The organism is Cytobacillus oceanisediminis (genome assembly GCF_007830235.1).
GTDB classification, from domain to species: Bacteria; Bacillota; Bacilli; order Bacillales; family Cytobacillaceae; genus Cytobacillus; species Cytobacillus oceanisediminis.
In genome coordinates this window covers 489,650-514,163 of the sequence record NZ_VLKI01000001.1, presented here as the reverse complement: position 1 = coordinate 514,163, position 24,514 = coordinate 489,650, and the positions used below count along the sequence as shown (strand labels likewise).

Annotated in this window: 26 protein-coding genes and 7 pseudogenes; 20 read left to right on the top strand and 13 right to left on the bottom strand. The window is 35.7% G+C overall.

Annotated elements, in window-relative coordinates:
* Positions 1-112 precede the first annotated feature (112 nt).
* The gene (locus tag IQ19_RS02470; protein ID WP_338422619.1) at positions 113-1,825 is read left to right on the top strand and encodes a methyl-accepting chemotaxis protein; all 1,713 of its coding nucleotides are present in this window, start codon (positions 113-115) and stop codon (positions 1,823-1,825) included.
* A gap of 428 nt (positions 1,826-2,253) precedes the next feature.
* Here IQ19_RS02470 and IQ19_RS02465 read toward each other — a convergent pair whose 3' ends face one another.
* The 4 genes from IQ19_RS02465 to IQ19_RS02450 all read right to left on the bottom strand — a co-directional run bounded on the left by IQ19_RS02465 (position 2,254) and on the right by IQ19_RS02450 (position 4,792).
* Positions 2,254-2,418 (bottom strand): aspartyl-phosphate phosphatase Spo0E family protein, encoded by a 165-nt coding sequence (locus IQ19_RS02465; protein WP_144539517.1) that lies wholly within the window; start codon positions 2,416-2,418, stop codon positions 2,254-2,256.
* Positions 2,419-2,767: 349 nt separating this feature from the next.
* Entirely contained in the window at positions 2,768-3,223 is a 456-nt protein-coding gene (locus IQ19_RS02460; protein ID WP_144539515.1) for a hypothetical protein, read from the bottom strand.
* Between the two features lie 359 nt (positions 3,224-3,582).
* A complete protein-coding gene (locus IQ19_RS02455; protein WP_144539513.1) occupies positions 3,583-4,023 on the bottom strand; it encodes a cell wall hydrolase in 441 nt (146 codons plus the stop codon).
* A 322-nt stretch (positions 4,024-4,345) separates the two neighbouring features.
* Positions 4,346-4,792 carry a DUF3291 domain-containing protein gene (locus IQ19_RS02450; protein WP_144539511.1) on the bottom strand — a complete coding sequence of 149 codons (447 nt, stop codon included), beginning with the start codon at positions 4,790-4,792 and terminating at the stop codon, positions 4,346-4,348.
* 213 nt (positions 4,793-5,005) lie between these two features.
* Between IQ19_RS02450 and IQ19_RS29230 the strand changes: the two are divergent.
* Positions 5,006-5,329, top strand: a pseudogene (locus tag IQ19_RS29230) (CBO0543 family protein); the annotation flags it as partial.
* Between the two features lie 323 nt (positions 5,330-5,652).
* Here IQ19_RS29230 and IQ19_RS02445 read toward each other — a convergent pair.
* Positions 5,653-5,829 (bottom strand): annotated as a pseudogene (locus IQ19_RS02445) (GyrI-like domain-containing protein); the annotation flags it as partial.
* 340 nt (positions 5,830-6,169) lie between these two features.
* A complete protein-coding gene (locus IQ19_RS02435; RefSeq protein WP_144539508.1) occupies positions 6,170-6,607 on the bottom strand; it encodes an Rrf2 family transcriptional regulator in 438 nt (145 codons plus the stop codon).
* 200 nt (positions 6,608-6,807) lie between these two features.
* Between IQ19_RS02435 and IQ19_RS02430 the strand changes: the two genes are divergently transcribed.
* On the top strand, positions 6,808-7,671 hold the full coding sequence (locus IQ19_RS02430) for an SDR family oxidoreductase (protein ID WP_144539506.1): 864 nt from the start codon (positions 6,808-6,810) through the stop codon (positions 7,669-7,671).
* 392 nt (positions 7,672-8,063) lie between these two features.
* On the opposite strand, the gene IQ19_RS02425 is transcribed toward IQ19_RS02430, so the two are convergent.
* Positions 8,064-8,243 (bottom strand): DUF7244 family protein, encoded by a 180-nt coding sequence (locus IQ19_RS02425; protein WP_144539503.1) that lies wholly within the window; start codon positions 8,241-8,243, stop codon positions 8,064-8,066.
* Between the two features lie 375 nt (positions 8,244-8,618).
* A pseudogene (locus IQ19_RS28345) lies at positions 8,619-8,732 on the bottom strand (alpha/beta hydrolase); the annotation flags it as partial.
* Positions 8,733-8,934: 202 nt separating this feature from the next.
* Here IQ19_RS28345 and IQ19_RS02415 point away from each other — a divergent pair.
* The 4 genes from IQ19_RS02415 (at position 8,935) to IQ19_RS02395 (ending at position 12,704) form a co-directional block, all read left to right on the top strand.
* Complete coding sequence (locus IQ19_RS02415; protein WP_144539501.1) at positions 8,935-9,948, top strand: helix-turn-helix transcriptional regulator; 1,014 nt, start codon at positions 8,935-8,937, stop codon at positions 9,946-9,948.
* Between the two features lie 44 nt (positions 9,949-9,992).
* Positions 9,993-10,787 carry an SDR family NAD(P)-dependent oxidoreductase gene (locus IQ19_RS02410; protein ID WP_144539499.1) on the top strand — a complete coding sequence of 265 codons (795 nt, stop codon included), beginning with the start codon at positions 9,993-9,995 and terminating at the stop codon, positions 10,785-10,787.
* Positions 10,788-11,710: 923 nt separating this feature from the next.
* Positions 11,711-12,148, top strand: a complete 438-nt coding sequence (locus tag IQ19_RS02400) for a DUF3221 domain-containing protein (RefSeq protein WP_144539497.1) — start codon at positions 11,711-11,713, stop codon at positions 12,146-12,148.
* A gap of 292 nt (positions 12,149-12,440) precedes the next feature.
* Entirely contained in the window at positions 12,441-12,704 is a 264-nt protein-coding gene (locus IQ19_RS02395) for a DUF6429 family protein (protein WP_144539495.1), read from the top strand.
* A gap of 60 nt (positions 12,705-12,764) precedes the next feature.
* Here the strand turns inward: IQ19_RS02395 and IQ19_RS02390 are convergent, their stop codons facing one another.
* On the bottom strand, positions 12,765-12,944 hold the full coding sequence (locus IQ19_RS02390; protein ID WP_199749356.1) for a hypothetical protein: 180 nt from the start codon (positions 12,942-12,944) through the stop codon (positions 12,765-12,767).
* 202 nt (positions 12,945-13,146) lie between these two features.
* Positions 13,147-13,656 carry a DinB family protein gene (locus tag IQ19_RS02385; RefSeq protein ID WP_144539494.1) on the bottom strand — a complete coding sequence of 170 codons (510 nt, stop codon included), beginning with the start codon at positions 13,654-13,656 and terminating at the stop codon, positions 13,147-13,149.
* Between the two features lie 556 nt (positions 13,657-14,212).
* Between IQ19_RS02385 and IQ19_RS02380 the strand changes: the two genes are divergently transcribed.
* From IQ19_RS02380 to IQ19_RS29225, 4 genes and pseudogenes are all read left to right on the top strand, one after another.
* A complete protein-coding gene (locus IQ19_RS02380; RefSeq protein ID WP_144539492.1) occupies positions 14,213-14,617 on the top strand; it encodes a hypothetical protein in 405 nt (134 codons plus the stop codon).
* 259 nt (positions 14,618-14,876) lie between these two features.
* Complete coding sequence (locus tag IQ19_RS02375; RefSeq protein WP_028401851.1) at positions 14,877-15,077, top strand: cold-shock protein; 201 nt, start codon at positions 14,877-14,879, stop codon at positions 15,075-15,077.
* A gap of 389 nt (positions 15,078-15,466) precedes the next feature.
* Positions 15,467-15,838, top strand: a complete 372-nt coding sequence (locus IQ19_RS02370; protein ID WP_144539490.1) for a DUF3995 domain-containing protein — start codon at positions 15,467-15,469, stop codon at positions 15,836-15,838.
* A gap of 302 nt (positions 15,839-16,140) precedes the next feature.
* A pseudogene (locus IQ19_RS29225) lies at positions 16,141-16,215 on the top strand (AlkZ-related protein); the annotation flags it as partial.
* A gap of 28 nt (positions 16,216-16,243) precedes the next feature.
* Here the strand turns inward: IQ19_RS29225 and IQ19_RS28340 are convergent.
* Positions 16,244-16,369: pseudogene (locus IQ19_RS28340) on the bottom strand (MBL fold metallo-hydrolase); the annotation flags it as partial.
* A gap of 280 nt (positions 16,370-16,649) precedes the next feature.
* Here IQ19_RS28340 and IQ19_RS02360 point away from each other — a divergent pair.
* Complete coding sequence (locus IQ19_RS02360; protein ID WP_144539488.1) at positions 16,650-17,135, top strand: DinB family protein; 486 nt, start codon at positions 16,650-16,652, stop codon at positions 17,133-17,135.
* 253 nt (positions 17,136-17,388) lie between these two features.
* Here IQ19_RS02360 and IQ19_RS02350 read toward each other — a convergent pair whose 3' ends face one another.
* Positions 17,389-17,682 carry a hypothetical protein gene (locus IQ19_RS02350; protein ID WP_144539486.1) on the bottom strand — a complete coding sequence of 98 codons (294 nt, stop codon included), beginning with the start codon at positions 17,680-17,682 and terminating at the stop codon, positions 17,389-17,391.
* A gap of 251 nt (positions 17,683-17,933) precedes the next feature.
* Here IQ19_RS02350 and IQ19_RS02345 point away from each other — a divergent pair, with 251 nt between their 5' ends.
* Both IQ19_RS02345 and IQ19_RS02340 read left to right on the top strand, forming a co-directional pair.
* The gene (locus tag IQ19_RS02345; RefSeq protein ID WP_144539484.1) at positions 17,934-18,227 is read left to right on the top strand and encodes an antibiotic biosynthesis monooxygenase family protein; all 294 of its coding nucleotides are present in this window, start codon (positions 17,934-17,936) and stop codon (positions 18,225-18,227) included.
* A gap of 147 nt (positions 18,228-18,374) precedes the next feature.
* Positions 18,375-18,968, top strand: a complete 594-nt coding sequence (locus IQ19_RS02340; protein ID WP_144539482.1) for a dienelactone hydrolase family protein — start codon at positions 18,375-18,377, stop codon at positions 18,966-18,968.
* Positions 18,969-19,147: 179 nt separating this feature from the next.
* Here the strand turns inward: IQ19_RS02340 and IQ19_RS02335 are convergent.
* A pseudogene (locus tag IQ19_RS02335) lies at positions 19,148-19,309 on the bottom strand (MerR family transcriptional regulator); the annotation flags it as partial.
* Here IQ19_RS02335 and IQ19_RS02330 point away from each other — a divergent pair.
* From IQ19_RS02330 to nikC, 6 genes and pseudogenes are all read left to right on the top strand, one after another.
* Positions 19,269-19,529, top strand: a pseudogene (locus tag IQ19_RS02330) (MFS transporter); the annotation flags it as partial. The pseudogenes IQ19_RS02335 and IQ19_RS02330 overlap by 41 nt on opposite strands.
* Before the next feature lie 226 nt (positions 19,530-19,755).
* Positions 19,756-19,944: an ArsR/SmtB family transcription factor gene (locus tag IQ19_RS02325; RefSeq protein ID WP_338422617.1), complete on the top strand. Its 189-nt coding sequence runs from the start codon at positions 19,756-19,758 to the stop codon at positions 19,942-19,944.
* Between the two features lie 113 nt (positions 19,945-20,057).
* Positions 20,058-20,582: an SRPBCC domain-containing protein gene (locus tag IQ19_RS02320; RefSeq protein ID WP_242020867.1), complete on the top strand. Its 525-nt coding sequence runs from the start codon at positions 20,058-20,060 to the stop codon at positions 20,580-20,582.
* 496 nt (positions 20,583-21,078) lie between these two features.
* On the top strand, positions 21,079-22,710 hold the full coding sequence (gene nikA, locus IQ19_RS02315) for a nickel ABC transporter substrate-binding protein (RefSeq protein WP_144539480.1): 1,632 nt from the start codon (positions 21,079-21,081) through the stop codon (positions 22,708-22,710).
* Between the two features lie 18 nt (positions 22,711-22,728).
* Positions 22,729-23,673 (top strand): nickel ABC transporter permease subunit NikB, encoded by a 945-nt coding sequence (gene nikB / locus IQ19_RS02310; protein WP_144539478.1) that lies wholly within the window; start codon positions 22,729-22,731, stop codon positions 23,671-23,673.
* Positions 23,670-24,500 (top strand): nickel ABC transporter permease subunit NikC, encoded by an 831-nt coding sequence (gene nikC / locus IQ19_RS02305; RefSeq protein WP_144539476.1) that lies wholly within the window; start codon positions 23,670-23,672, stop codon positions 24,498-24,500. The genes nikB and nikC overlap by 4 nt, the downstream gene beginning before the upstream one ends.
* The last annotated feature ends 14 nt before the right edge of the window (positions 24,501-24,514 follow it).

Here is a 24,514-nt window from a genome sequence, read left to right as displayed (position 1 = left end):
GGATCCAAATTAGAAGTAATTTACTCTTTATGAAATCTTTACATCCACTTTACATTCTATCTGTATAATGCCTAATATAGGTCAATAGTATGATAAGTTGGAGGTTTTGAATTTGGGTAATGGGTTAAATGGTTTTATTTCTATAAAAAAGGTTATGAACAAATATAGTCATAGACTGAACCTTGGTACAAGGTTATTTGTATTATTTTTCTCTTTACTGCTTTTCACGATTGCAGCTTTAGGATCCAGTTCATACATAAAAACAAAAGAAATGGCATTGGAAACAATAGAGAATCGGCTGGTGAGAGAAGCAGAATTGATGGGATATATCGCAGAAAATCTAAAATTTGTTTACATCAGTGATGAGAATTACTTTATGCAGCAGCTTGAAGCAAGTGTTCGTTCACAGCAAAAAAAGCTTCTGTCAGATGGGATTTCGTCCGATTTTTTCTATATCACTGAAAAGGAGATTGCTCCTTTCAAAGTGAGCAAAAATTCCGCAGCGACTTTTCCGGAGGATATAGTCAATAAAATCACAAAAATGAAAGATGGTGTCATACATGAACAGATGGATGGAACGGAGTACACAGTGGCATTTCAGGAGATGGAAGAAATCTCGGGAATTTATGTGCTCTTAATACCGACAAAGTCGTACATGGGTGATGTTCGTGCTATTGGTTATTTTATAATGGCAGCCATTGCTGTCAGCCTAATTGCTGCTACTGTCATTATTATCCTGTTTGTCAGAAAAATAACGAAGCCTCTTAACCAGTTAAGGAATACAATGAAGGAAGTCAGGGATGGCAATCTGCAAAATTCATCCGAGATTCATACGACGATTCCCGAAATTACCTCCTTGCACAAGAGTTACAATAGTATGATTGAACAAATGAGGAAAATTCTTGGCGAGCTAACGGAGACAACCAAAGAGCTGAAGCATACAGGAAATGAACTGGAAGATTCCTCCTTGAGTTCCCTTTCAAGCAGCCAGCAGCTTGTGTCGGCGATCAATCTTGTGAAAATGGGGGCAGAACAGACGGCAGCGAGTTCAGAAAATAGCGTGACAAGCTTTAAAGAAATGAAGCATAAACTTGAAGAGATGTTTTTAAATATGGACAGTGTCAATAGCAGTTCTGCCGCTATGAATATGTCTGCAAAGAGCGGTGAGAGCAATATGGGCAAGTTAATTACAGCCATTCAGTCATTTGGCGCAGATTTTGAAAAACTCACCATTACCATTCGCCAAGTAAAAGATCATTCACTATCGATTAATCATCTTGTAGGTTTGGTAAAAGGGATTGCAGAGCAAACCAAGCTGCTATCTTTAAATGCTTCCATTGAGGCTGCCCGTGCGGGGGAAGCCGGCAAAGGATTTGCTGTTGTAGCTGGTGAAGTCCGGAATCTGGCTGAACAGTCAGCATCTGCTGCAGAGGAAATAACTCATGCGATTAGAAATATGGAGAGTATAACGGTAAATGCTTCGGAAGAGTTTAATCAAATCTATATAAAAATAAAGGAAAATCTAGTAATGGCAAGTGAGTCTAAACATACATTTGATGAGCTGATGAATGAGATTTCAGTTGTCAGCGGTAAGCTCCAATCCATGCAGTCTGAATTGGAAAACCTGGAGCAATTGCTGCCTCATCTAGAACAAGGTGCAGATCAGTTTTCTTCCGTTTCCCAAGAAACATTGGCCAGTGCGGAAGAAATGCTTGCTTCCAGTGTTATTCAATCGAAACAAATGGAAAATACCAACGAGATTGGAATCAAGTTGAATTTGCTGGCTAATTCACTGTCTGAAATGACAGGGCAGTATAAGGCTTAGGGAAGGAAACACCACCTCGAGGAGAAATAAAAAATCACCCTGGGAAAAGTTGTAACCTAGAGAGAGAAGGTTAGCTGTTATAGAAAGCATCATTTACTTTTAAGGATATAAGATCACGCAATTGTCAAGAATGCTTACGAATAAATAGGGTCAAACTAATTGTGGAGTGGAGTAATTAGCTTTCTATTCACTAGAATTCATTCTATATTTGTAGTTTTGCTATGTATGTTAGCTGGAGAGAACCCACCAACTATTATTTTGTATTGACACAAACTGTGACATAGAAAAGGAAAAAATCCAGCCTTAAACCTGGATTTTAAAATGAACACACTTTTTCATTTTGAATTAAGAACATCTAGAAAGTTGAATAGAGAATGGTATTAATAAAGGCAAAGAAATTTAGAGCAAGTGAAAATAGAATAAAAAAATTATGATTTCTCACTTAATACTTTGTAAATTAACTTATCCAATTCTTTGCTGTGCTTAATTGTTTCTGCATGAGTTAATCCTTTCTGAATTCCTGAGGTAATCATTTTTTTTCTAAGCCTTAAAATTTCATCCAAGACTTTATCGGAATCAATAGTCCTGTTCATTAAACATTTCTTCTCCTTTATCGCATTGCAGTAGCATAAAATTTTCCTATTAACTTATCGACAAAAAAAGCAGAGGATAAACGCATTCGACAAAAGGTATAAAAATGTTACAAATTTCTACAAGTCTTAATGTTGTAGTTCGAATAAAATCCAGGCAAAATAGGGTTGCTGATGAAGGTCAGCAACCTTAAGTTAGAATGGGGTATTCAATATATATTATGTTTAAAATAAACCGGTAATAAGGCTCCTTTTTGTTTGATGATTCTAGGGTGTACCTTTTTAACAAATTAATATGTATTAATGAACAATTCATGATGGAGTAGACACCAAATACGACATGGCAAATCCATTATTCTTTATTTATCCCATTCCTGATGAACCTATAATGCCATCGCATAAATGCACATGCGTAAATATAAAAGAGAACGGAAAACCAAATCTTCCAACCCTTATATTCAACATAACCGAAATATCTAGAGATTTGCTCGTATACTGTCGAAAAAGCAACCCAAAAAATAAAATAGGGGATAAATTTTTCTTTCTCATTTGGCATGAAATTTAGGTATAAAATTCCAAATAGTACTGGTAGTGTTATTTGAATTGCCAAATCTGAAAATTGGGGCCCATTCTGCTTCATTAAGTCATATAAATCCAAAATATCAGCGAAGAGTAGATCGGCAAAAAGTGTGTGAAAAGAGACTACAAGGAACGTTATATAAACTTCTGGTAAACTTAGTCTTTTAGGCATTTTAAGGATAATAAGTAAGAGGACTATGTAGGATACACCAAGGAAAATAAGAGTCATCTCGATTTTTCTCCTTTTTAGAGAGTATGACTTAATTTTTCCGTTTTAACGTCTTAGTATTCGATAAATCTTATTACGCATTTAGAGGAAAACTTGTAATAAAAAAGCTTATTCAACTAAACCAGTTAATAGAAGCTCATATATTCAAGAAAATTGTGCTACGGAAAAAGAAAAAACGGTCATTTTTCGTTTTTGTGCAACTTTTCTTTAGCAAGAAAAGTGCCTTTCCTCATTTAAGGGAATAAGACTTCCAATCAAAAATGGGAAATGCACTCTCTGATAAGGTGATTACCTTTCTGGAAAATACACAAAAATAGATACACGAGATACATCCTATTTATAATGTGTGGGTTTTTTTATTACCATCTATAAGCACTTTCACATGTATTAGCCTTTGGTTCATAATAGCAATGTTGTTTAAATTGCCCAGAAAATGGCTGATCATACCATGTTGGCGGACATGGAGCATACGGATTAAAATACCAAAGAGCAAACTTTGAAGGATGCTCCCTCCAATAGTCTAAGGTTTGTTTGGCTAATCTCTTTTCCACACTTCTTGCTCTATTATAAAAAACATTTCCTTTCTGAACTGCTTCGAAAGAATAATTTCCTCCTTGTACCTGAAAAATCACTTGCGGTATGGTCCTTAAACCTTCAAAATCGAGACAATTAGCTTTTCGCCGATTGACAATTACATTCCCAACCATAAGCATCCCTAGTCGCCCTTCACCTTCGGCTTCTGCCCTCATCATCCTTGCCATTAAAGCAACGTCACTGTCGGTATATTGTACTCTTGGCACTTTTTATCACCTCTAAAAGAATTGTATTAAGAAATCCTGTAAAAATGTTACCGGGTTTCGTTCGAGGGGAGAAATATTAAATGGGGGGGCAAATCGCATAGCGTGTAGCATTCCATATTTTATTGAAATATCAACAATTTTGGTATCTTACACCTTAAATAGCGTAGAGCTGAAGGTCCAGCTGTAAGGTCTCCAGAACGTACTGCCAATTATCAAGGTGGCATTTTTGTTATTCGAGGGGCAGGTTTGTTCAATAAGGAGATGCTCCGCTTCCTATACAGAGCAGGAGAATGGACCCCAGCTATTTAAGCAAGATCGTCTCTCAAAATTCATCAAATGCGTGCTTAAAGTCAAATGCAAATGGATCTGGTCCATGTTGAATATAAAAGTCGTATCTCTTGAAAGCCTCCTTCCAAGAAACATCCGTTACCTTCTCCGTCCACCACACCACATAATTAGGTTGTCTCTCTTGAAGAGATCCAAACCACTTGTTCCTGTCCCGTAAAGCTTGCTTATGTTGGCCTGAATAGGTAAAACGATATAAAGATTGAAGGCATTTCCATACAGTTAGTGTGAGAATGGGGGAGCCATCTCCTTTGATCGCTTTCTCAGGGAAAAGTACTCTATTAGGTGAAAATTCCTTTATTAGATGCCCAGTTTTAGCAGCCTGTCGAATTACTTCATAGCCCACTTCAAAAAACTCACGAGAGGCAGGATGTTCATTTGGATGTTTTAACCTACCAACCGTATAAATCGCAACAAAAGCCAAAATAATCCCATCAGTGGAAGAGGATATGAATAAATAATTGTGTTAATAATAACAGTTAACATATTAGGATGGAGATTAAGAATGTTTTTTCTATATTTTTCGGTCTTCGTATTTAATTTAATTGTCTTTTTATGCCGAAAAAGAGGTCAGCTATTGTAATGTATACCACAACACTCTTTGCAATAGTCCTCCAAGCTTTTAACAGATGTATATTTAGAATTTAAATATGATCTTTATTGGTATTTTGACAGAGAAGCAGATCTTAAAACATTATGGATAGTGTTGGGGTTATATCCACAAGTGAATTTGATTTTTCTTAATTTTTTTCCTTATAGGAAAAGTTTTTTAAAAAAGGTTATTTATATCTTTTGGTGGACCGTCTTTTCAATCAATTTTGAGTTAATTTTAGTTAAGATCAATATTTTTGTATATGATGAATGGAGGATATGGTTCTCGGTTCCAATCTACCCGTTGTTGTATCTAATTCTTTATTGGAATCAAATGTTTACGAAACGTTTAGTTGAAAAAAATAAATAGGGATGCCTCAATAGTATCGAAGCATACTATAACACCTTGGTAAAAAGTTTCTTTAGAAATCTTGTGTATTAGTTTCCTTTAAGTAACGGTGTTTATGTTCAAGAAACAGCTGCCGAACCAGGCGGCTATTTTTATTCAGCTACATGAAAATAACTTCTCTAAATTCGAAAAAAGACAATACAAATGAACCCGTCTCATTCGTTTAAAAAATGGAGTGAGACACAATTCATTGGTCTATGGATTGGATTGGCTGGATTAAGAACCAGTATAGACGGTTCCGTATAGTTTCATTCTCTGTAGTGCAGGCTGATTTTCCGCTGCATGACTAAATCAGGATTATCTAATGAAATTCCGATAAATGATTGCTGAGGTGTGTATAGCCCATTGCTAATTGCCCAGTTAATCAGCTTTCCCCAGTGTACTTGCGGTTCATAATAACTCCCAGAACGTCTAATAAACGCTACTTCAGTTTCAGGTAATTCCTTTATTAAGATATTCACTATTAACTTCCTCCATCTGGAAATAATTACTCAAAATACTTTTCGCTTACTATTGTATAAATTCCTTGTTCAACTAACTCCTTTTAGCCATCAAATAGCCATTATGAGGCAGATTACGATAGATTTAACCTTGAATTTAATATGAATAACCCTTCTGAAGATCCAGAAGGGAAATGTAAAGTTGATTTATTGGTACCAATTAAAAAAAGAAAAACTTGAAAACTTACAGCTACAATCCAGAATGTGCTACAAATTCAATGGTGGCATTTTTTTTGTTATTGAGCTAAAGGAGCTGTTTAGTTTAACAAAAATAAAAGACAGTCATCATGAAAGTCTTTTATCAACACTTTATCTTCTCTTTATTGGCAATATCCTTAACAACATCCTCAAGGGTTACATTCCCTAAAACTTTCTCCATTGCTAGTTGAGCAGCTGTAAATAAGGGTTCAATTGTATTTTGGATGTTCCTGCCAACGTGACATTCTGGATTTGGATTGTCATGTACACTAAACAACTCTTTATCCTGTACAACATTAACTGCCTTATAAACATCCAAAAGTGTAATCTCTGATAATTGCTTTGCAACTTTAGCTCCTGCAATGCCAGGGTGTACCTCAACTAAGCCTGCCTTTTTTAGCATTCCCATTAGTTTTCTGATCACGGCTGGATTCGTGTTTACACTTGAAGCCAAAAATTCCGAAGAACTTGTTCCCTCTTTATTTAAATCAATTAGAGCTAATATATGAATTCCAACAGCGAACCGGCTGCTGATAGACATTTATAGTCACCTTCCCTATTATCTAAACCTTATTATTTTTCCTTACAATATGTAATTAAAACGATTACAAGTGTATTATAGCAAATTAAGGACAAAAAATATAATGAGTTTTCACCTGTTGACAAAGGAGTTACCTGTAACTATAATGGGTACAGGTAATTGCGTTGGTTACAATAAAACCCGAATGGAGGAATATTTAAATGAAATTATTAGTTACAGGAGCAACTGGGAAATTAGGTTCAAAAGTTGTAGAATCATTATTGAAATCTGTACCTGCAAGTCAATTGGCAGTTAGTGTTCGTAATCCAGAAAAAGCCGAAGGACTAAGTGCTCAAGGTGTAGAAGTTCGCCATGGTGATTTTGACCACCCAAAAACGCTAGATACTGCTTTTGCAGGGATTGATCGCTTATTAATTATTTCTGCTGATGGTGATAATGAGACAAGAATTCGTCAGCATACTAATGCAGTGGAAGCAGCTAAACGTGCAGGAGTTAAATTTATTGCTTATACAAGTTTAGCAAATGCAACAGAAAGTAAGAATTTAATGGCTCCACCTCATGTTGCGACAGAAGCTGCCATTGTTAATACTGGTATTCCTTATTCTTTCTTGCGTAACAATTGGTATTTGGAAAACGAAATTGAAAGTATTAAAGGTGCATTGGCAGGTGCTCCATGGGTAACCTCAGCTGGAGAAGGTAAAGTAGGTTGGGCACTGCAACAAGATTATGCAGAAGCAGCAGCAACCGTTCTTGTTGGAGAAGGTCACGAAAAAACAGTATATGAACTTTCTGGTCCACTTTTAACTCAGGAAGAATTAGTTAAAGTACTTGGTGTTGTTTTAGGTAAAGAAATACCTGTACAGCAAGTTAATGATGAGACTTACGCCGAAATCATGAAAGGTTTAGGCTTACCTGATTTTGTGATTCCAATTGTAGTTGGAATTCAAGAGAGTATTCGAAACGGTTCATTAGAAGTTGAAAGCAATGATTTTGAGAAAGTTCTTGGTCGTCCAGTTACGCCTGTTAACGAAGCACTTACACAAATTGTTAATGCAATCTCATAAACACTTAAACTAATGTGTGCTTATGTTTTAATAAGGCATGCTGCGGCAAGTCTTTTTCTTGTTCCGCTTAAGGAGCGGGTGTTGAATAAAAATAAAGAAAGTGCACTGACTCCACAGGGGTTGTGCACTTTTTGTGGATGTTAAGTTACCTAGACGACTTTCATAAACTCCCATTTACGCTAATGCAATAAAATAAAAAGGTTTCCGAGAGGTGAAAAATAAAAATAAAAATAAAAATAAAGGATCGAGTCAACAACACCTTTAATTTACTCGTAACTGTTTAAGAAATAATAATAAACAGTTTATTTAATAAAAAAAATCTTTGTTTTTCATCATGAAAAAGGTGAATTGCTTGGGGATGAGAAGGAAAGTTCAGCTGTGGGTTTCACCATTTAGGCCTTCGTCTCAGATTCCTCGACTGATTTGAAATGAGTTTTAAATACGGTATGCTTATTTCCTAGTCTATTCGTGACAATATAGGTAGTATCAAACTCTCTCTCAACTTCGTATTCCTCTCCTACGTTGAATTCTAAATCAACGCCTTCGTTATTAATACAAATGACTTTTTTCATGATTATCCCCCTAAATTACTGTTCAATATATTGTTCGCCGTTTGAGTGAAATTTATGTCCTAACTAGCGGCTGCGTTGAACTAAGAAGTATTAACGCTTATTTATGAATTAACGCTTTTTTGCGAAACTTCTATTTCTAACGGGGGCAGATATTGTAAACAGCCTAGGTTTTACCCTATAGTTAATGGAATTCCATTTTAAGTAGGAATTTGTAATTCGGGCCTGGTGGCATAAATAGATTTACAAAACTAAGGCAGTTTCATGCCAAAAAAAAACGTTTTCCTAAATAACTAGGAAAACGGCTGTATACTTGATGATAACGAGCTTCGGTTTTTATTTATTCTTTACAAATAAATTTTAAAATTAACCTTCTGCTTATAGAGATTCTTTATAGAATGCGTCCAGTTTCTTTACAGCCTGACTAACAGGTTCTGGTTGGTCGTATAAATCATAGTGAGATGCACCTTCAACAATAAACAAATCTTTTTTAAGGAGGAAGATGAAAAGATTGCTGCTTTGGCAATTCCTTTTTTATTAATCCGTTTAAATTTGACGTAGTTTGCAAGTGAAATGTCGCCATTGGCTAGTCACAGGGCGAGTTTAAGGTGGTAATATAATATCTGTTCTGTTAAACAAGCTGCAATTATAAACAAATTTTGTGAATGTGTAGATGGCTTAAGGAGGGCCCATTATGACATCTCTTACTCGGATAAAAATGCCGGCGGGATTTTGGACTGGATTACAACAATCAGGGATTTCCGCACAAGAAGTGGTTCGAAAAGCACGAATGCCCCTCACCATTATTAATGAACAGGTTGTCACGACCGCTCAGTATTTTGCGATCTGGCAGGCTTATTCCGATCTGGTTGACGACATTGCAAAAGGAATAATCAAACTTATAACAGTATTTGAAACTGCGCATTATCCACCGACCGTTTTAGCGACCTACCACGCTCGTGATTACCGCGACGCTCTAAACCGAATGGTCCGATATAAGCAACTGTGCCCTCCCGAAAGCTTACGTATCACTGAGGAAGGTGAGTACTGTTATATCGATTTGGACTGGTTGCATACCGCGGAATCTGGTCCTCCAATGCTGGTGGGTATTACTTTGTCATTTCTTATGGAGTTAGGGAGACGAGGCACAGGTAAACCTTTGACGGCGAGGTTCGTCGAATTTTCACACTCAATGGGAAACGTAAAGGCGCTTGAGGCTTACTTCGGCTGCAGTATCCTAATCGGAGCAGATAGAAACCGTTTAACGCTACATCGAAAAGATCTGGACCTCCATTTTGCCTCGTATAACCTAGAATTGCTGGAAGCTTTGACTCCTGTATTGGATCAATCATTGTACGAGCAACAACGTAGCCGCTCAATAACCGAAGTGGTTAAGTGGATCATTAAACGAAGCCTAACAGCCGGGCGCCCCCACATTCATACTGTCGCGAGCGAGCTGGGAATGAGTGATCGTACCTTACAGCGCCGCCTAACTGAAGAAGGTACAAGGTTCAATCAACTGTTGACACAAGTCCGACATAATCAGGCGCGAGAATACTTATCAAGCCCTTCTATAGATATTAAAGAAGTGGCATTCCTAGTTGGCTATGAAGATCAAAATGCATTCTACCGCGCCTTTCGCCTTTGGGAAGGAGATACTCCTTCAAATTGGCGTAATGAACATATTGGGGCAAACTTAATACATTAACCTTGTCTATTTAACACTATATTACAAGAAGAGGAGAAAAATATATGGATATGGGTCTAAACAATAAAACGGCTTTAGTTACAGGATCCACCAAAGGCATAGGGAAAGCAATCGCTATTGAACTTGCCAAAGAAGGTGTTAATGTACTGATAAATGGACGAAACTACGAAGAGGTAGAACGAATTGTAAATGAAATAAAATCAGATTTTCCCAATACCTCTCCTGGGAATGCAGCAGCAGACATAGTGGATCGTGACCAAAGAGAAGCCTTGCTTAAAAAGTACCCCAATATTGATATTTTAGTTAACAATATGGGTATTTACGAAATTATGGAATATGAGGACGTTGACGATGATGTATGGGAAAAATACTTTCGTACTAATGTTCTTGCCGCAAATGGATTATCTAAATTTTATTTACCGAAGATGTTGAACAATAACTTTGGCCGTATAATCTTTATTGCGAGTGAGGAAGCAGTTATGCCTTCTGGTCAAATGCCACAATATTGTATGACAAAGTCAATGCTATTATCATTGTCTAAAAGCTTATCTAAATTAACAAAAGGTACGGAAGTCACGGTCAATACGATTATGCCAGGACCAACACTCTCTGAAAATGTGCATCAAATAATTGAGGGCGTTTACCCCAATGAGGATATGAATTTCTCAGAAAAAGAGATGAAATTTATGAGTTTAAACTTACCTCAATCCGAATTACAGCGATTTATCAGACCAATTGAAATAGGAAGACTAGCTACATTTGTATGCAGTCCTTATGCAAATGCGTTTAAGGGTTCCCCCATACGTATGGATGGAGGATTGGTACCGACTATTTTTTAAAATAAATCGATTTCTAATATTGTAAAAATAATTATACAAATATAAGACAAACAAAGAGTTGCCATGGCTCTTTGTTTCTTTGACTAACTGAGAGGTTTATTCCAGGAGGCTATTTGAGTTTTCTTAATATAGAGAAATATAAAGATACTAAAGATAAACAGTATAATTATCAAAAACAGAAACAGTTTAATCAATTTAGATACATTATTTATCTAACGGTGAGTTTTATTTCAAGAACAGCTGCCAAGTAAGGTGGCTTCTCTTATTCAAGTAAAGGGGCAGGTTTATGTAATAAGAAATGCTAAAACAGTGTTAATTAGTTTTGGGAGGAATTCGAACTGAAGAGGCCAATTGGAGTTCAAATAGAGGGTTGTATTTATGCAAACAACGGAGACGATTTAAAACACGATGAGTTTTTAGAAGCATTTATTGATTTTGTTGAAAGCAAGGGTTGGAGTTTCGGTGGAGGTAGTTCCCAAATAGATGAAGAAGGAAAAAAGGTTGCTGATATTAATTAGGCAGTTGAACTAGCGATTGCTTTGCTTCAGGCGTTGCTGAGCCGTATATTAATATGCCTGTATGCAAAAGTGGCATAAGAACTGGAAATACTTGTGGACAGGTGACAAATATACGTACTGTTCATCCTTATACTGGATTGGTAGGAATAAAAGTCTATTCATCAAATCCTACTTTTGCATGTAAAGAGGATAGCGGTAGTGTTCTTTATTACGATGGTAATAATATATTCAAAGCAATTGGAATCCTTTCTGCAGGATCCACCACAGATGACTGTAATCAAACGATTTATTTTACTCCCTTGGTCGAAATGCTTGACAGATATGATCTAAATTTCTATACAAGTGATACTAACAAGAAGCTATAAAGATTAAATGAAGGTTTTTATAATTAAATGGAGTGATTGAATGCATACAAAATTATTGGTTTTTGCATTGTCCATTCCAATACTTTTTCTTGGGGCTTGTTCAACTGACAATCAAACCACAAAAGTAAAAGAAACGATCCAAACAAATGCAGATTCATCAGATGAACAAAATAATGAGCAATCAGTAAAAATATCTTCAGAGGAAGGATATATTGTACGGATATTTGATAGTGGTAAAATATGGGTCATCCCTGAAATCACTAAGTCAGAAATAGCAGGGAAAAGCGAGGAAGAAATAAACAAAATATTAAATGATAAATATGAAGGAAAAGGATTCCACTTTAGTGTTGAAGATATTGATAAGGAAGTTTTAGCTGCTCTTAAAGTCGGGCAAAAAGTATCCGTTAAATTTGATATATACGGGCACTCTGCCCCAATGAATGCACATGCGACCGAGATTAAAATTATAGAAGAATAAATAGATTGAATTTGATCTGTTGTTCAACTAAAAAGGACCTTCACAAAAATCAATATGGTATTAATTCTAAAGAAAGATCTTCCAGAACCGGGCGCTATTGTTGCAGAATAAAACGCCTGTATTGATAAGGCATCCTTACAACTTAGTTTACCCCCATCTAAAACAGGATGGGGGTATGAGTTTTATAAGTATTAAACTTGCTAAAGTTTAAGATCTGCTTAGGATATGTAGCAGGTCTTTTTTTAACTTGCTATTATAATAATAAAAGTTTTTAGAAGGGAATTTGATTATTTTGGAAAAAACGATTAACGAACTTACATTATTGTTATTGTACCTAACTTCTTGGAATGAGAATGATTTACCAAACGAAATGAAAAGAAGTTGGAAAGGTTATCCCTTTGATGCATTAAATGAACTTACAGATAAGGATTTTATCCGAGGAAGTATAAAGGCAAGTGTATTTGGCAATTTAAAAATGCTATTAATGGCAGTATCTTTTATGAATGTAAAAAGAGCCAAAATACGCAAGGAGTGTATAAAAACTTGCATATTTTAGGCTCTTTATTTTTATTCCTTATTGTATTAAAGCACCCGTTAGTTGAAGAAGAAGTTTTTTTTAATTCTCTTGTTGCTTTTTCTTATACATCTCTTTTAGTACATCTGGTCCAGGGATATTATTTAATATCTTTATTAGTTCATCTACACATTTATCGCTTGTAAAGTCACCTTTTCCGTCTTTTGCCATTTCCAAATAAGCGGCGGTCATCATTTCAATGGTTTTTAGCATCTGATTCATTTAAGGCAATGATTTTTTCTTTTGTTTTTCTAAATCCAACATAAATTATCTCCTTAGTTCTGATTGAAAGTATAGTAAATTCGCTATAAGGGGTAGCGTCAGGAAAATACAGATTTACAACGTTAAGGAAGTTTCAATATTAAAAAACCTAATTTTTCAGCATTAAATGAGAAATTAGGTTTTTTCATTAATAGAAAAAGACTTATAAGTATTTATCACTAATCACTTTCATATGGTGTAACTCGTGCCCGGCAATGCCATATGCAATGGTACCTATCGAAACTGGGCTGTTCATTACAGTTCCATTACGAACCCACGCTGCATCATCAATGGTTGAAATAAGGCTTAACGTGTTGGAGCGTACCGTGTCTAAACCAGCTAATAACTGCTTCCAGGATAATTTGTTGAAGTTTGCCGCAGAAACGTATTGATCCTGATCCATTGCTGGGAGTGGTGCACTTTCATTTCGTGCAATGGCAAGCATTCGATACGACATCACACGTTCCGAGTCGGTCATATGCCCAATCACTTCTTTTAAAGTCCATTTCCCTGGTGCGTACGCCTTCCTTGTTGACTCCTCTGATACGCTGCTTAAGAGGGTAATGGTCTTAGTTCGTTGCTTACTAAGTATTTCTTCAATATCTCCATCTGGCACAAGACTAACATACCTATCATGCTCTGGATTTTCAATAAATAATGGTCGTGGACGCACAAGAATCCTCCTCATCGGAATAGTTAATGATGGTTCTAGGCTAATATTCCACTGTCAAGAAGATATTTCCTTTATTTTTGATATTTAATTTCATTACCGCAAAATAATTGCAAATTAAACAACTTTATTATCTCTGTACAACTGATTTATGCAGTTAACATAATACAGATAATAATGGATTAATTCACTATTTATTCCACTAACCTGCCCGTTTATATAATAAGCACAGCTTGACAATTACGTATAAATATAAGCATTTATACAGTTTCTCATTGAGAAATGATTCAAAATGATTAATAAACATACTGCCAGAACCTACAAAATTTAAATGCCAGAAACACTCTAAAGTATCTGATGAAGAAATTGAAAGAGAATTAGAAGAAGAAAAAAAGGATAATTAAAACGTTAAGGATTACTAAAAATAAAATGTACTTATCAAACGGGTGCATTACTTTCACATCCAGCTGCCAAAAGGCGGCTTTTTTTCTTTAACTAACGGGGAGGTTAATTGAAAAGATTATAGAAATTAGTCAGAAGTGAAAAGGAGTGAATGCATATGAGTTTGGCTACCTATATAGGTTCTAATGTAGAATTATCTATCAACGATGAATCAGATGATTTAGTTACCATTGGGAGTTATTTTTCCGATGAAGGACATCGACTTAATGTAAAAAAATACCAATTCACTACTCCTTATGTTTATGAAGTTTCAAGTGATTGGGGTATTGAAATTTCGAAATATATGAAAAAGAGCATTTGTAAAGAATCGAAAGAGAAACTAATTTTACTATGCAAATTGATGGACAGTTATCTTAAATCAGGAGATTTTTTTGAACTGTACAGTTGTTGGGTGGGTGAAGAAACTGAAAAGCGAAAAGGAGAATTAACCTTAAACATCAACAGTTTTGACATTGACCGTATTGAAATGCCTGAAAAAACATTAGTGAGAATTGAAAAATGATTTCTTCTTATTTAACAAACGGGTACTTTACTTGAATAGGAAAAACAAAAGAATCCAAAACCAGATGTGTAAATTCATGAGTGGCAAAAATGATGGCTTTTATGTCTTCTTGCAAATACTTGTGAAAAATGTTAATATATATAAGAATTATTTTTGTTCGGTGTAAAGGATAGTATTAGTAAAACTTTTCGTCTTGATGATCACTGAGAGCAAGGATAGTAACACAATGTGTGTTTTTGCACACTAGGAGGCAACGAAAATGGAAAATGGTAAAGTAAAATGGTTTAACAGCGAAAAAGGCTTCGGATTCATCGAACGTGAAGGTGGAGAAGACGTATTCGTTCATTTCTCAGCTATTCAAGGCGAAGGTTTCAAATCTTTAGAAGAAGGTCAAGCTGTGACTTTCGATGTTGAGCAAGGTCAACGTGGAGCTCAAGCAGCTAACGTGCGTAAAGCTTAATAAAACCAAACTCATGCAGGCTCTTTATAGAGTCTGTTTTTTTATTTATCTTAAAAGCAATCTTAAAAGCAAGGAACCCCACTCATGAATGAGTAGGGCACATGTGAACAGTAAATCAAATGGTAAACAAAGTGTATCACATAATCGCGAATTCTCCTAATTATCTTTGAATAAACATTCTAAAGTGCCTTTGTAGAGTGTGGCTAAAATTGACACTTTTTTTTGGTGTAATTCAACTAACGGGCGCTTAAGTTAAACAAAGGGTTGCTTCGGCAATCCTTTTTTTCTTATTTGACTAACGGGTTAGTTTAACTCCTATCGAGAATATATTGGTATCATCATTTGTATACTCCAAAGAGAAAGTTAAATTTAAGTGTGGAGGTATTCAAATGAATAATAATAAAAATACTGTTGGGAATAAAAAATCATACTGGGGTTATGTAGCAGGAGTGTGTGCCATTCTTTATGCTGCGCCACATTTATGGTGGGGATTAGGTATTGATTTTGCATTTCCAGGTAAATATACTTCTGCCTCTAATAATTTTTGGTCCGTTGCAATTGGATTTTGGGGTATGGGCTTTGTGGCTGTTTTAGCAGCATTGTTTTGCCTATCATTTGTAAGACCTTGGGGCAAAAAAATTCCAAGTCTTTTGCTGGTCATTCCCGGATGGGTTTCAGCAGCAGGATTAACATTTTGGGGCCTTGGTTATTTTTATTTAAGGTTCTTTAGTGACATCAACAGAGGCCTTCATCTATTATGATACCAATGTACATTCAATAATTTGGGGCTACGTTTGGTATACTATTTTCTTGATTTGGGGACTCTCTCTTTGTTTTACAGTTTTGAATTATCAAAGGAATTTGAAACTGAACCATATGCCTAAAACTTATAATAATGAGAAGTCAGCTAAGATGCTATGAAGATTTTTTTAACTAATGGTGCGATACTTCAATGATGGAGGATCGCTTTTCTTATTTCGCTAACGGGCAGCATTCCTGTAAAAAGGAAAATACTGTTGTTTGGTAGAAATATTAATTTATATTTTTTTAAAGGAGATTTTAAATGGTGGAATATAATGTAAAAACTTACGAGGAAGCAATAAATGTAATAGAAGAGGTTGGTATACTTCCCCTTGCACCATTAATTCCTGATTTCCCATCTCTAAATTTTGATCTTGTCTTAATGAATTGGGAAAGGGCGGATAAGTACCCTTTTCAGCCAAAAATGGATCTATTAAAAACTTTTTCCCTGCATATTCGACAACTATTGTTGCATTTCGAATTTGTTGTATAGTTTTTATACAGAATTAAATACCATAACAGTAAGCTATTTAATTCACTGATCAACCTACCATTCGTAAGGTTGTTTTTTGTTAATAATATTAGCTCAGGAAGGATACTGCAGGCTATTGGAGAATATATCCTTTGTCATTGGTTCTGCTTGTACCGCATAAGACTAATGATGTGGCATTAAAAAATGAGAGGGGCTGATAAGGATGGGTCAGGTTATTATAGATTTTCGAAAGTTAAAGTTTATTATGGTGAGAAATAATTCAAGAAGGGAATGTGTTAATGAGTAAAAAAGAGTTTTTATTAGATCAATTGGCAGTATGCCGTAACGAGGATAGCTGGATTCAACCATTAAGTACAGCATTAAAGGGACTGAGTTTAGAGGATGCATTGTGGAAACAAAATGAAGGATCTCATTCTATTGGTGAGATCGCGAAGCATCTGCACTTCTATAATGAGCGGTGGTTGAAACGTTTTAGAGAAAAAGAAGTGAGTGCTCCTGTAGAAAATCCAATCACGTTTTCTGCTGAAGGTTTTACCAAAATGAAATGGCAAGAACTTGTTCAACAATTAGACGAAGGATTAGCCGAGTGGCAACAAGAGATTGAGGCTGCCACGGAGTCAAAACTGCATGAACAAATCCCGCATTTTCCTGTAGATGCGCTATGGTGGGGTGCATTATCAAATTTGTGCACACATAACACTTATCATATTGGACAGATCATCTATATTCGAAAAGCCCAGGGTTCCTGGAAAAGTAAAGAGTAGCATACAAAGAGGGCAGATACTATGGAGCGGAAAGAATATGAATGGGTCAAAGAGAATCGAGAAGTGCTTTTTGACTTTTGCAGTAAAATGGATCCCAATGATTTTACGCGTGCAATGGGATTCCTAGCAGGCAGGTCAGTTGAAAAAGAGAGAGGTAAATCTCCCACTTTTATATGTCGTAATTGATACTATTGTGCACTGCCATGGGAATTTAAATAGTCGCCAAGATTAATGTGAAATAAAAAAAGAAGCTTTAGAGCTTCCAAGTAGGAAAGTCAATATCTTTTTGTTTCTCATAATTTTTCATCCTAGAGTATGAGTTAGCTAATTTAGATACTATGAATCCTTGAGGGCTCGTTGTTTCAACATGCCCTTTTAATTCCTGAATTCTAATTTTGGCAAACATATTTGCTACCTGAGCTAAATTTTCAATAGTATCCATTAATTCGGGGGAATCATTGTAATTACATTTAGCTATGGAGTAAATATAGTCAAGTTTATTTCCAATTAATTTAAGTGTTTCGATATCAAACTGTTCATTTTTCATTCGTCTCAACTCCCCATTTATAAAGCATATAGAATAAAGGGGATTTAAGAACTAAACAGATAAAATAAAAAATTATCTCCTATTTGTGAACACTACGAAGAAAATATGGTCTAAAAAGAAAAGAGGTTATTAAACTTTAGGATGCGTCGATCAAAGAAGGATTGCCGCACCTTTTTGTTGAACTTATTCAACAAACGGGCTGGATAGTTTAATAAGAATATAAGAAAAATTTGTTTTAAAGGGGATATTCCATGATTTTAGAAGCTGTTATGTTACAAGTTAAGCCAGGTATAGAAGAGGATTATGAGGAAGCATGTCGTGAAGCATCAAAATTCATTTCCTCAATGAAAGGTTACATATCTCACGAATTACAACGATGTATGGAAGTTAAGGGGAAATATTTATTGTTGGTTAAATGGGAAACATTAGAAGACCATACGGTTGGATTTAGACAATCGAAAGAGTATCAAGAATGGAAAAAACAACTACATCATTTCTATGACCCTTTTCCAATAGTTGAACATTTTGAAAATGTTCCGCTATAATAGGTTTTTGAAGTAACGGGTCTAAGAGTTGAAGATCCAGCTGCCTTTTTGGTGGCTTTTTTCTTATTCTGCTAACGATGCGGGTTAGTTGAATAAGAAATGATAGAATATTACTGTTTTTTTAATGTAATAATTTCAGGGGGGAAAATGATTAAGATTTTAAATAAGAATGATAACCTGGTTATTGTAGTTCACGAAATTTATGGAATTAATCAACATATAGAGAATTTTTGTAAAAGATTATCAGAACAGGATTTTGATGTAATCTGTCCAAACTTACTGGAACGTGAACAACCTTTTGATTATTCTGAAGAAGAAATAGCCTATCAAAATTATATGGAGAACGTGGGGTTCACTGGCGCTGTACATAAAATAAAGGATATTTTATTAGGTGTAAAAGATAAATACAATAAAATATATATTGTTGGATTTAGTGTAGGGGCAACTGTTGCTTGGTTGTGTAGTAAGGAAGAAAATCTCAGCGGGCTAGTGGGATATTATGGTTCAAGAATCAGGAATTACAAAGAAATTATGCCACTAACCCCGACAATTTTATTCTTTCCTAAAGAAGAACATTCCTTTAACGTCAATGAGTTAATTGAAAATCTGGATAAAAGCAATATAGAGATACATAAATTTTATGGAAAACACGGATTTAGTGACCCATACTCACCTAATTTTCATGCAAAATCAGCAGAAGATGCCTTCAATCAAATGCTTTCTTTTTTTAGAAAACATTGAATGGTAAAGTGGGCGTATTATTAAACGAAATGAACGGATGCTTTTGTTTAATAAAAGGGCTGCTGCAGCCCTTTTTATTGTTCAACTAAAGGGGGAGATTAGTTAAGCAAGAGTTGGCCTCTAATTAAAAAAACTTGGGTTAAATCTTCCCAAGCTCATCTATGAAGAATTATTGAAGGTTATTTTTGATCGGCTTGTACCATAATTTTAGTGACAAAATGTTCCTTATGATTCATGACAACTGTATCATAAATATACTCTTCAAAAATATAATCTCCTAAAGCTAAATTTAAACGTTCCATCTCTGAAAAAAGTCGCTTATATGTAAGATTTATTTTTTTCATTGCGTTTTTGGGAATTGGTCTAGTAATTCCAGTCTTACCTACGCTGATGAATGAATTGGGCATAACTGGAACTTCAGTTGGTTATTTAACAGCGGCTTTTGCAATTGCTCAATTAATTGTTTCCCCATTTGCAGGGAGAGCAGCAGATAAATGGGGGAGGAAAATTATGATTGTAATTGCCTTATTTATTTTCGGTATATCAGAATTTTTATTTGGGTCCTGCGGGGTGAAATTAAACTGATTCGATACAGCTTAAGTAAGCTTTTGAGAAAGAGGATATTTGGATTGTTACTGTTTTATTTAATTGGAAAAATTCTGAATATTCCTTTACATGAATAATCCTTTTTAGTTATATTATAGTTGAAGGGAGCATCTCAACAATTCTGAGCGCACTTGCAGCGCTCATTAGGTAACAGTTAGTAGAGTTTTTACGTAAAGGACCTTTGCCGGTAGGTGACATTGCGGAGCAGCTTCAGCTTCTTCAACCCGCTGCATCCAAACATCTACGAGTCCTTCATAATGCTGGATTGGCTGAAGTGGAAGCAGTTGCTAATCAACGAATATACAGGCTTAGGCATCAATCGTTTCAAGATCTTGATAACTGGATTGAATCATTTAAACATGTCTGGTAGGAAAGATTTTGACCGGTTAGATGAGTATTTACGTAAACTACATGATAAGAACTAAGCTGTGCCGAGAAGGGAAATTTCTTGATTTAACACTAATGATAGTGGGAGGAATTAAATTGTCTGAAAACAAATCAGTAAACAAATTGGTAACCAGGGTAGAAGGAAGGGAACTAATTATTGAGCGGGTTTTCGAAGCACCACGAGAATTGGTTTTTTCAGTCTTTTCAGATCCTGTTCACCTGGCAGCCTGGTGGGGACCACAGGGTTGGGAGACAGAAGTTCATGAGATGGATTTTAAGATTAATGGTGTTTGGCTATATTGCATGACATGTGTTGATAAAAACCAAGGTGATTTCTTTGGGATGAAGTCATGTGGTAAGGCAGTTTACCATGAAATTGTTGTTCCAGAAAAAATAGTTTACACTGATATGTTTACTGATACTGATTACAATGTTCTTCCAGAAATGCCTGAGACGGTTGTTAAAATGGACTTCTTAGAAAAAGAAGGCAAAACAACAATCATTACCCGTTCCCAATTCTCTACAGCTGAAGCTCTCAAGCAAGTGGTCGACATGGGAGCTGTTCAAGGGGTCTCTTCACAATACGAGAGACTTGACAATTATTTATCCCACATTCAATAGAAATAGGTTATCTGTAACTTACATCTAGGTAGAGGAAAAAAGTCCAAAGTGGATATCATCACTTATTTAGCATTGGCGTTAATCCTAGTTAAATCAGGATGACGCTTTTATTTTTTTTAGCAATAGGGTTGAATTTAGGTATTTATTGTGAATAAATGCACTTGAACTATAGAGTGCAAGAGTTAAAGATTCAGCTGCCAAAATTGGCGGCTTTTTTTTCTTGTGCTAACGGTCCAGTACCAGCTAACAAAGTTTCGAATGCATTTATGAAGAGTGTTAGGTCTCAGACAAGACAAGTTTTAAAAGTTTATCCTATATAAAAGCTGCAGGATCCGTTTTCAGGTGGGCTTATATATTACAACTATACTTATTTTTACAATGATAACATTAATAACTTAAATACTTTTTGAAATAGCTGAAATTGTATTGACAATCAAATGATCAAACCCTACTATTGATAATAGTTTTCATTATCATTTAGGAGGATCAACTTTTTATGTTAAACCCCAAAAATAAAAAACGATTTTTACTTATGTCTGTAATGGTACTTATTTTATCTATGGCTTTACTTGGTTGTTCAATTGAATCAGTAGAAAATGAAAAATCTGAATCTACCACTGAAAGTGACAATATGATAACTTTTGCTTGGCCTAGAGATATAGGTGAATTGAATCCGCATATCTATAATCCATCTCAATTATTTGCTCAATCCATGCTATATGAACCTTTAGTTAGCTACCAGGATGGAGGAGAGTTAAAACCACAGTTAGCAGAATCATGGGAGATTTCCGAAGATGGGAAAGAATATTTGTTCCACTTACGTCAAGATGTGAAATTTACTGATGGCTCAAATTTTAATGCAGAGATTGTCAAAAAGAACTTTGATGCTATATTGGCAAATGTGGATTTGCATAGTTGGTTAGGATTTATTTCGAAGATCGATCAAACAGAGGTCATCGATGAGTATACATTTAAATTAACATTAACAGAATCATATTACCCTACTATTCAGGAGCTAGCTGTCGTACGCCCGGTTCGATTCCTGGGGGAAGCTGGTTTCCCTCAAGATGGTGACACTTCAAAAGGTATAGAAAAGCCAGTTGGGACAGGCCCATGGGTATTAGATGAATATAAAGCAGATGAATTTGCTGTTTTTAAACGGAACGAAGATTATTGGGGAGAACTCCCAAGTATAGAGAAAATTAAAGTTAAAGTCATTCCAGATGCTGAAACACGCGTACTTGCTTTCGAAAAAGGGGACTTAGACGTTGTTTATGGTGAGGGTGTTATCGGTATAGATTCTTTTAAGCAATTAGAATCCACAGGTTCTTATGGAAGCAGCATTTCTGAACCAGTCGCTACTAGACAGCTAGTTATGAATACGAATAAAGAACAGCTTTCAGATGTACGTGTTCGTCAAGCATTACATTATGGATTTAATAAACAAGCAATGGTTGAGGGCGTGACATCTGGTTTGGAAGAGAAGGCTGACTATATCTTACCAACAAACTTCCCTTACACTTCAAATCTTGATGCAACCAAGGTCGACTATAATGTTGAAAAAGCGAAACAATTATTGGATGAAGCAGGCTGGAAGTTGCCAAAAGGTAAAAATATTCGTGAGAAAGATGGGAAACCGCTAGAAATCGAGTTAATGTATAACTCTGCTGAATCCATCCAAAAAACAATGGCTGAAACATTACAATCTGAATGGACAGGATTAGGCGTAAAATTAAATATTGTTGGAGTTGAGCTTACCACTCAAGTTGAAAGATTCAAAGCGAATGAGTTTGATATGAACTTCTTCAGTAACTATGGCGCTCCTTATGACCCACATACTTTCGTAAACATAGTTGCTACAGAAGGTTTTGGATTTAGAGAAGCTATTTCAGCTTATTCTAATAAAGAGGAGTTACTGAACCAAATCGCTGAGGTTAAACAAACAACAGATGAAAATGAACGTCAAGAACTATACACGGAAATTTTAGGCTCACTGCAAGAGCAGGGTGCCATTGTTCCTGTTTCGTATATTAAGAAAATAGCAGTTTATCAAAAGAATGTTTCTAATTTTACATTCCCTGCTAACCGAGATGAACATCCATTTACAGGAATTAGTATTAAGAAGTAAGCGACAGGAGCGTTTTTCATGAGTACTTATGTCTTGAAACGAATAATCACGATCGTTCCAATCTTTCTTTTGACCACTCTACTAACATTTGGAATGATAAACCTATCACCGGTGGACCCGGCAGAGGCATACTTTGCTGCTGCACATATCCAGGCAACAGATGAGATGCTGGAACAAAAAAGACATGAGTTCGGCTTAGATCAGCCTCTCTTTATCCAATATGTGAATGCCCTTATTAAGATATGCCAATTTGATTTTGGCATATCTTATGTTACGAATAAACCTGTATGGGAAGAGATTTCCTCTCGAATGCCAGCAACTATTCAGTTAACTATAGGGAGTCTTTTGATTGCAATCTTAGTAAGTGTCCCAATAGGGTTTTTAGCAGGCATAAAGAAGAACAGTGGGATTGATCATTTTAGTCGTTTCCTCTCTTTTATAGGGGCATCCATCCCATCATTTTGGCTTGGATATTTATTCATTTTTTTCTTTTCTGTAAAACTAGACCTTTTCCCAGTAGAAGGTACGGGAACTTGGAAACATTTAATTTTACCTTCAGTCACGCTGGCTTTCCCCTTAATAGCTTTATATACCCGACTGTTACGTGCAAGTGTTCTTGAAAATTTACAAGAGTCTTATGTGCTTTTTGCGCGGACGAGAGGGATTCATGAAAAGATCATAATGGGAAAGCATGTATTAAGAATTGCCATTTCCCCTATGATTACAGGGCTTGGAATGAATTTAGGAAACTTAATGACTGGAGCAGTAATTGTAGAGGCAGTCTTTTCATGGCCAGGGTTTGGTCGGTTATTTATTGATGCTATTTTTAACCGTGATGTTCCTGTTATTCAAGGCTATGTGCTATTAGCAGCGGGATTATTCCTTATAAGCAATTTAATTGTCGACCTTATCCAATTGTATATCGATCCACGTATTTCCAGAAAAGAAAGGCAGTATCAATGAAAGCAAAGCTTCGTGATATATTAAAAAGTCAAAAAGTAATTGTCATTTGTTCTCTAATCCTGTGCGTTTTATTTTTGATCACAATCTTTGCTCCGTGGATTGCACCTAATGAACCTATCGCTGTCAATTTAACGCATAAACTACAGCAGCCTTCATTGGATTACCCATTAGGAACAGATCATTTAGGTCGATGTACGTTTTCGCGTATCCTATATGGTGCACGAATTTCAATAGGGTTTGCTATGCTAATATTTATTTCAGCTTTAAGTATTGGTTTGATCATTGGTATTATTGCTGGGTATAAAGGTGGTTGGGTTGATCAATTGTTAATGAGATTCGGTGATGGTCTGATGGCGATCCCAAGCCTTTTGTTTGTTCTTGGTTTTGTTGGTATTTGGGGAGCGGGTCTTAAACAAGTCATTTTAGGATTAATTCTCGTACAATGGGTTTATTACGCAAGGGTAATTCGAGGAATGGTTCTAAGCTTGAAAGAACAGAACTATATTACTGCAGCTATAATCAGCGGTTCTTCTACATGGACCATCATGAAGAAACATATTATTCCTAATGTTCTTCCATCACTAGCTGTAATGGGAACATTAGAAATGGGCTGGGCGATTATGAATTTATCATCCATGTCCTTTTTAGGCTTAGGTGTGCAACCCCCTATACCAGAGTGGGGGGCGATGATTCATGAAGGGAAGTCCTATATCAGAACACATCCGGCATTAATGATTTATCCGGGTTTAATGATTATGCTAGTCGTTGTTACCTTTAATTTATTAGGTGAATCACTATCAGAACGTTTTGGGGTTAAACGCCGCTAATGAAAAAGGACTGT

Excerpts from the sequence above, each read along its gene's own strand:
- nikA (WP_144539480.1), top strand. The coding sequence starts at position 21,079 with ATGTTAAACCCCAAAAATAAAAAACGATTTTTACTTATGTCTGTAATG.
- IQ19_RS02435 (WP_144539508.1), bottom strand. The coding sequence starts at position 6,607 with ATGTCTATCAGCAGCCGGTTCGCTGTTGGAATTCATATATTAGCTCTA.
- IQ19_RS02415 (WP_144539501.1), top strand. The coding sequence starts at position 8,935 with ATGACATCTCTTACTCGGATAAAAATGCCGGCGGGATTTTGGACTGGA.
- IQ19_RS02460 (WP_144539515.1), bottom strand. The coding sequence starts at position 3,223 with ATGACTCTTATTTTCCTTGGTGTATCCTACATAGTCCTCTTACTTATT.
- IQ19_RS02360 (WP_144539488.1), top strand. The coding sequence starts at position 16,650 with ATGAGTAAAAAAGAGTTTTTATTAGATCAATTGGCAGTATGCCGTAAC.
- IQ19_RS02410 (WP_144539499.1), top strand. The coding sequence starts at position 9,993 with ATGGATATGGGTCTAAACAATAAAACGGCTTTAGTTACAGGATCCACC.
- nikC (WP_144539476.1), top strand. The coding sequence starts at position 23,670 with ATGAAAGCAAAGCTTCGTGATATATTAAAAAGTCAAAAAGTAATTGTC.
- IQ19_RS02400 (WP_144539497.1), top strand. The coding sequence starts at position 11,711 with ATGCATACAAAATTATTGGTTTTTGCATTGTCCATTCCAATACTTTTT.
- IQ19_RS02350 (WP_144539486.1), bottom strand. The coding sequence starts at position 17,682 with ATGAAAAATGAACAGTTTGATATCGAAACACTTAAATTAATTGGAAAT.
- nikB (WP_144539478.1), top strand. The coding sequence starts at position 22,729 with ATGAGTACTTATGTCTTGAAACGAATAATCACGATCGTTCCAATCTTT.
- IQ19_RS02430 (WP_144539506.1), top strand. The coding sequence starts at position 6,808 with ATGAAATTATTAGTTACAGGAGCAACTGGGAAATTAGGTTCAAAAGTT.
- IQ19_RS02390 (WP_199749356.1), bottom strand. The coding sequence starts at position 12,944 with ATGAATCAGATGCTAAAAACCATTGAAATGATGACCGCCGCTTATTTG.
- IQ19_RS02425 (WP_144539503.1), bottom strand. The coding sequence starts at position 8,243 with ATGAAAAAAGTCATTTGTATTAATAACGAAGGCGTTGATTTAGAATTC.
- IQ19_RS02380 (WP_144539492.1), top strand. The coding sequence starts at position 14,213 with ATGAGTTTGGCTACCTATATAGGTTCTAATGTAGAATTATCTATCAAC.
- IQ19_RS02345 (WP_144539484.1), top strand. The coding sequence starts at position 17,934 with ATGATTTTAGAAGCTGTTATGTTACAAGTTAAGCCAGGTATAGAAGAG.
- IQ19_RS02340 (WP_144539482.1), top strand. The coding sequence starts at position 18,375 with ATGATTAAGATTTTAAATAAGAATGATAACCTGGTTATTGTAGTTCAC.
- IQ19_RS02465 (WP_144539517.1), bottom strand. The coding sequence starts at position 2,418 with ATGAACAGGACTATTGATTCCGATAAAGTCTTGGATGAAATTTTAAGG.
- IQ19_RS02375 (WP_028401851.1), top strand. The coding sequence starts at position 14,877 with ATGGAAAATGGTAAAGTAAAATGGTTTAACAGCGAAAAAGGCTTCGGA.
- IQ19_RS02370 (WP_144539490.1), top strand. The coding sequence starts at position 15,467 with ATGAATAATAATAAAAATACTGTTGGGAATAAAAAATCATACTGGGGT.